This window comes from Myxococcus dinghuensis, assembly GCF_024198235.1.
GTDB lineage: Bacteria > Myxococcota > Myxococcia > Myxococcales > Myxococcaceae > Myxococcus > Myxococcus dinghuensis.
Map to the genome: position 1 here is coordinate 24,609 of NZ_JAKCFB010000057.1, position 4,545 is coordinate 29,153.

At 70.1% G+C, this 4,545-nt stretch carries 5 protein-coding genes; all 5 read left to right on the forward strand.

From position 1 onward, the window contains the following. The first annotated feature begins 11 nt into the window (after nucleotides 1-11). The 5 genes from LZ198_RS39225 (at nucleotide 12) to LZ198_RS39245 (ending at nucleotide 4,476) form a co-directional block, all read left to right on the forward strand. Nucleotides 12-527 (forward strand): gamma carbonic anhydrase family protein, encoded by a 516-nt coding sequence (locus tag LZ198_RS39225; RefSeq protein WP_253977287.1) that lies wholly within the window; start codon nucleotides 12-14, stop codon nucleotides 525-527. A gap of 39 nt (nucleotides 528-566) precedes the next feature. Continuing rightward, nucleotides 567-1,037: a cyclic nucleotide-binding domain-containing protein gene (locus LZ198_RS39230; RefSeq protein WP_253977288.1), complete on the forward strand. Its 471-nt coding sequence runs from the start codon at nucleotides 567-569 to the stop codon at nucleotides 1,035-1,037. 27 nt (nucleotides 1,038-1,064) lie between these two features. Then, nucleotides 1,065-2,084: a hypothetical protein gene (locus tag LZ198_RS39235; protein WP_253977289.1), complete on the forward strand. Its 1,020-nt coding sequence runs from the start codon at nucleotides 1,065-1,067 to the stop codon at nucleotides 2,082-2,084. A gap of 16 nt (nucleotides 2,085-2,100) precedes the next feature. Further along, nucleotides 2,101-2,898, forward strand: coding sequence for a DedA family protein (locus tag LZ198_RS39240; RefSeq protein ID WP_253977290.1), 798 nt, complete (start codon nucleotides 2,101-2,103; stop codon nucleotides 2,896-2,898). Between the two features lie 180 nt (nucleotides 2,899-3,078). Then, nucleotides 3,079-4,476, forward strand: coding sequence for an MATE family efflux transporter (locus LZ198_RS39245; protein ID WP_253977291.1), 1,398 nt, complete (start codon nucleotides 3,079-3,081; stop codon nucleotides 4,474-4,476). Nucleotides 4,477-4,545 lie beyond the last annotated feature (69 nt).

Consider the following 4,545-nt stretch of genomic DNA (forward strand, 5'->3'; position numbering starts at 1 on the left):
AGGTCTCGTCCATGGCGCTGAGAGCGTTCGGCGGGGTGTCCCCCCGCATCCATCCGAGCTGCTTCGTGGAGGACTCCGCCCAGGTGGTGGGTGACGTGGAGCTGGGGGAGGGGTCCTCCATCTGGTTCAACACGGTGCTGCGCGGCGACGTGAATCCCATCCAGGTGGGCCAGCGCACCAACCTGCAGGACCTGTCGCTCATCCACGTCACCAGCCTGCGCTACGGCACCGTCATCGGCGACGACGTGACGGTGGGCCACCACGTGGTGCTCCACGGCTGCACCGTGGGCAACCGCGTCCTGGTGGGCATGGGCTCCATCCTCCTGGACGGCGTGGAGGTGGGGGACGACTGCATCATCGGCGCGGGGACGTTGCTGACGCCCGGGACGAAGGTGCCTCCGGGCTCCATGGTCATGGGCTCCCCGGGCCGCGTGAAGCGCCCCCTGACCGAGGACGAGAAGGCCTTCCTCCTCGTGTCCGCCGAGCATTACGTCATGCTCGCCGACGAGTACCGCGCCAGCCGTTGACTCGCGGGCCCGCTCGCCCCGTGTTAGGAGCTTCGCACCATGGCTCTCGTGCCTGCGAACACCCTCAAGGCCTGCCCGCTGTTCAAGGGCTTCACCGACACCGGCATCCAGATCTTCGCGGGAGTCGCCGTGCCTCGGGCGTTCCCCAAGGGGACGGCGCTGTTCTCCGAGGGGAAGACGGGCGAGTCGCTCCTCATCGTGGGTGAGGGCACCGTGCGGCTGAGCGCCAGGAGCCCGTCCGGCGAGGACGTGTCGCTGGGCGAGGTGGGCACCGGCGAGCCCCTGGGGGAGCTGGCCCTGGTGCAGAAGGGGGAGCGGCTGTGCACCGCCACCGCGGTGACGGACGTGTCCGCCCTGGAGATTCGCGCCGCGGACTTCCAGAAGCTGCTCGCCACCAAGCCCCAGGCCTGCGTGAAGCTGCTGATGGGCATCGTCGGCTTCTTCGGCCAGAAGGCGCGCGACAACCGCGACATGATTCGCACCCTCATCGGAAAGGCACCGGCGGCCTGAGGGGCCCGTGGTAGCGTGGGGGCCGGTATGCGAGCCCCCCACCTGGCCTCCCTCCTGCTGACCGGGGTCCTGTCGTCGACCCGCGCGGACGCGGGGGCGGCGGGGGCTCGTGACGTCGGCGGCGCGGAGGACTGGTTCGCCAGCGTCTACACGGCCCGGGGCCAGGAGGTCCGCGCCGATGCCCGCGTCTTCACGCTGTTCGCGCTGCTGAACCGGGCGGGCTACGACACCGGCCCCGTGGAGCGGCAGCACCCCGTTCCCACCTACCGCCACGTCCCCGCGCGCACCCGCGTCCGGGAGACCCTGGAGACGGCGCCTCCCCCCGTGCTGGACGACGCCCGGGCCTTCTTCGCCGCGCACCCGGAGCCCATCGAGGTGTACCTGGCCCGGGTGCTCGGGGGTTCGTCCGCGGCGGGGGCCGCGCGGCGGCTCGACGGGTTGGAGCGCCTGCTGGAGCGCGCCGAGCGCGAGTGGCCCCTGGCCGACCTGCGCGCGCGGACCCTGACGGCCTACCGGACGGAGCAGCGCGCCTGGCTGCCCCTGCTGGATGCCCCCTTCCAACAGGCCACCCGACTTCTGGGCCTGCCGGAAGGTGAGCCAGCTCCCACCCTGGTGGTTAATCTGCTCGAAGCCGAGGGGAGCATCCGGCCGGTGGATACGGGGCGGGGGTGGGTGGTTGTGGTGGGGCCTGCGACGCGAGCACCCGACGTGGAGCCGCTGGTGCGTGAGCTGTCCCGAGGGGTGCTCGGCGCGCGGCTGGCGGGCCGCCTGGGGCCGCGCTGGTCGGGTGGCGCCTCCCTGCTGAAGGATGCGCGGGCGCGGGGAGCAAGCGAGGGGACGGTCGACGACTATGCCGTCGCGCTGCTGAGCCGAGCCCTGGCCCTGACGGCCACGAACGCTCCGGCGGGGGCCTACGAGGTCGCCGGGCGCGAGGGGTACTTCGGCCTGAAGCAGCTCGCGCGGAGTTTTGAGGGCTCACGCCCGGTTGATGCTTGGGCGCTGGATGGGCTGGCTCGGGTGATTTCCGACCCGGCCCAACGGAAGTGAACGGACGGGACGACGCGTGCAAGAACTTCTCACCCACCTGCTTGGCGACGCACACGGCTTCATCGCCTATGTCACGGTCTTCGGCATCCTCGTGGCCTGTGGCCTGGGCGTGCCACTCCCCGAGGACATCTCGCTGATCCTCGGAGGCTTCCTGGCGCACAAGGGCGCCGCGAACCTGCCGATCATGATGGCGGTGGGCTTCGCGGGCATCCTCGTGGGCGACAGCCTCATCTTCCTGGCGGGCCGCCGGCTGGGCGGCAAGCTGGGCCGCACGGAGGAGGGCAAGGGGGGCGGGTTCTTCGCGCGCATCGTCACGCCGGAGAAGCGCGCGCGGGTGGAGAAGCTCTTCACCGTCCACGGGCAGAAGATCGTCTGCATCGCCCGCTTCATGCCGGGTGTGCGCGCGGTGACGTACTTCACCGCGGGCTCGGTGGGCATGTCCTACTGGCGCTTCATCTTCTGGGACGGGCTGGCCGCGCTGCTCTCCGCGCCCATCTTCGTCTGGCTCGGCTTCCACTTCGGCAGCGAGCTGGACATGCTCATCGACAAGTTCAAGGAGGGCCAGTACGCCGTCATGGGCGTGCTCGCGGTGGCCGTGGTGGGCTACGTGCTGTGGCGCCGCCGCCGTGCGGCCGCCCGCCGCGCGGCCGACAGCGCCCCGGTGACGACGTCCTCCGCCGTGGGGACCCAGACGCCGCCGTCCGCGCCCTCCACGCGCAACGTGATGAAGGGCACGACGGAGCGCCTGTTCGAGGTCTCTCCCGCCGCCACCGAGGTGCTGCCTCGGGATCCGACGCGCGAGTTCTTCAAGTAGGCCGCTCCACCCCGACGTGACGTGGTGCCAGGAAGGCGACCCCGCAGCCGCGGCGTCGCCTTTTCCTTTGGGGCTCATAGCAGTCAGGTGTCGTGGGCTTCGCTCGGCAGGCAAGCGGGATGTGACTGGCGACGCAGTGCGGCGCCTGTTAGTCCGAGCGCGCAGGCCCCGCGGCGAACCATGTCATCCGATCTGTCGATGCAGGACCCCACGAAGCTGAAGCTGTTCCGGCTGACGTGGCCCATCTTCCTCGAGCTCCTCCTGTTCATGATGATGGGCACGGCGGACACGCTGATGCTCAGTGGCGTGTCGGACGACGCCGTGGCGGGGGTGGGCTTCGTCAATCAGTTCCTGTTCATCTGCATCCTCGTCATGGAGGTCGTCAGCAACGGCGCCTCCGTGGTGGTGTCGCAGTACCTGGGGGCCCGGCGCTCGGAGGAGGCCTCGCGCATCGCGGCGCTGGCCATCACCCTGAACCTGCTGTTGGGGCTGGCGGTGAGCGGGGGGCTGCTGCTGTTCGGGGACGCGCTCCTGCAGCGGATGAACCTGCACGGCGTCGTGCTGGACCACGCCCGGACGTACATGGGCATCGCGGGCGGCTTCATCTTCATCCAGGCGCTCATCAACGTCTTCTCGGGGTTGATCCGCACGTACGGCTTCACGCGCGAGTCGATGTTCATCGCGTTGGGGATGAACGTGCTGCACGTCGCGGGCAACGCGCTGCTCATCTTCGGCAACGGGGGCTTCCCCCGGATGGAGGTGGCGGGCGCGGCGGTCTCCACCGTCATCAGCCGCGGCGTGGCGCTCGTGGTGTTCGCGTGGATGCTGTACCGGGTGATGGACGTGCGGATGCGTCCGCGCGACTACGTGACGTTCTCCGAGGACATCATCCGGAAGATCCTCCGGGTGGGCATCCCCTCCGCGCTGGAGCAGGGCACGTACCAGTCCTGCCAGGCGGTCTTCCTGTACTACGTGACGTTCCTGGGCTCGACGGCGCTGGCCTCGCGGCAGTACGCGAACGCCATCTCCCAGTACGTCTTCCTGTTCAGCCTCGCGGTGGGCATGGGCACGGCCATCATCGTGGGCCGGCTGGTGGGCGCGCGCCGCTCGGACGACGCCTTCCACCAGGTGTTCCAGAGCTTGAAGTGGGCGGTGGCCATTACCGTCCTGGTGGACGTGGTGGTCATCCTCGTGCGTGTGCCGCTGGTGGGGCTGTTCACGCATGACGGCGACATCGTCCAGCTCACGGCGAAGGTCATCGTCCTGGGGTTGCTCCTGGAGACGGGGCGCTCGTTCAACCTGGTGCTGGTGAACGCGCTGCGCTCCGCGGGCGATGCCACGTTCACCGTCTACATGGGCTTCGCGTCCATGGTCTGCATGAGCCTGCCGCTGGGCTACTTCCTGGTCTTCAAACTCGAGCTGGGACTGCCGGGCGTGTGGCTCGCCGTCGCCGCCGACGAGTGGGTGCGCGGCATCTCCATGTGGCTGCGCTGGAAGAGCCGCGTCTGGGAGCAGAAGTCCCTGGTCACGCCCGCGACGGCGCAGGAGCCGGCGGCCGTGGCGGTGGCGAGCGGGTAGGGTCCTCGCCCTGGGCCGTGGACGCGACCGCCACCCCGGAACACCTGGGTGGCGGCCCTCGGGTGCGCT

Excerpts from the sequence above, each read along its gene's own strand:
- LZ198_RS39225 (WP_253977287.1), top strand. The coding sequence starts at position 12 with ATGGCGCTGAGAGCGTTCGGCGGGGTGTCCCCCCGCATCCATCCGAGC.
- LZ198_RS39230 (WP_253977288.1), top strand. The coding sequence starts at position 567 with ATGGCTCTCGTGCCTGCGAACACCCTCAAGGCCTGCCCGCTGTTCAAG.
- LZ198_RS39235 (WP_253977289.1), top strand. The coding sequence starts at position 1,065 with ATGCGAGCCCCCCACCTGGCCTCCCTCCTGCTGACCGGGGTCCTGTCG.
- LZ198_RS39245 (WP_253977291.1), top strand. The coding sequence starts at position 3,079 with ATGTCATCCGATCTGTCGATGCAGGACCCCACGAAGCTGAAGCTGTTC.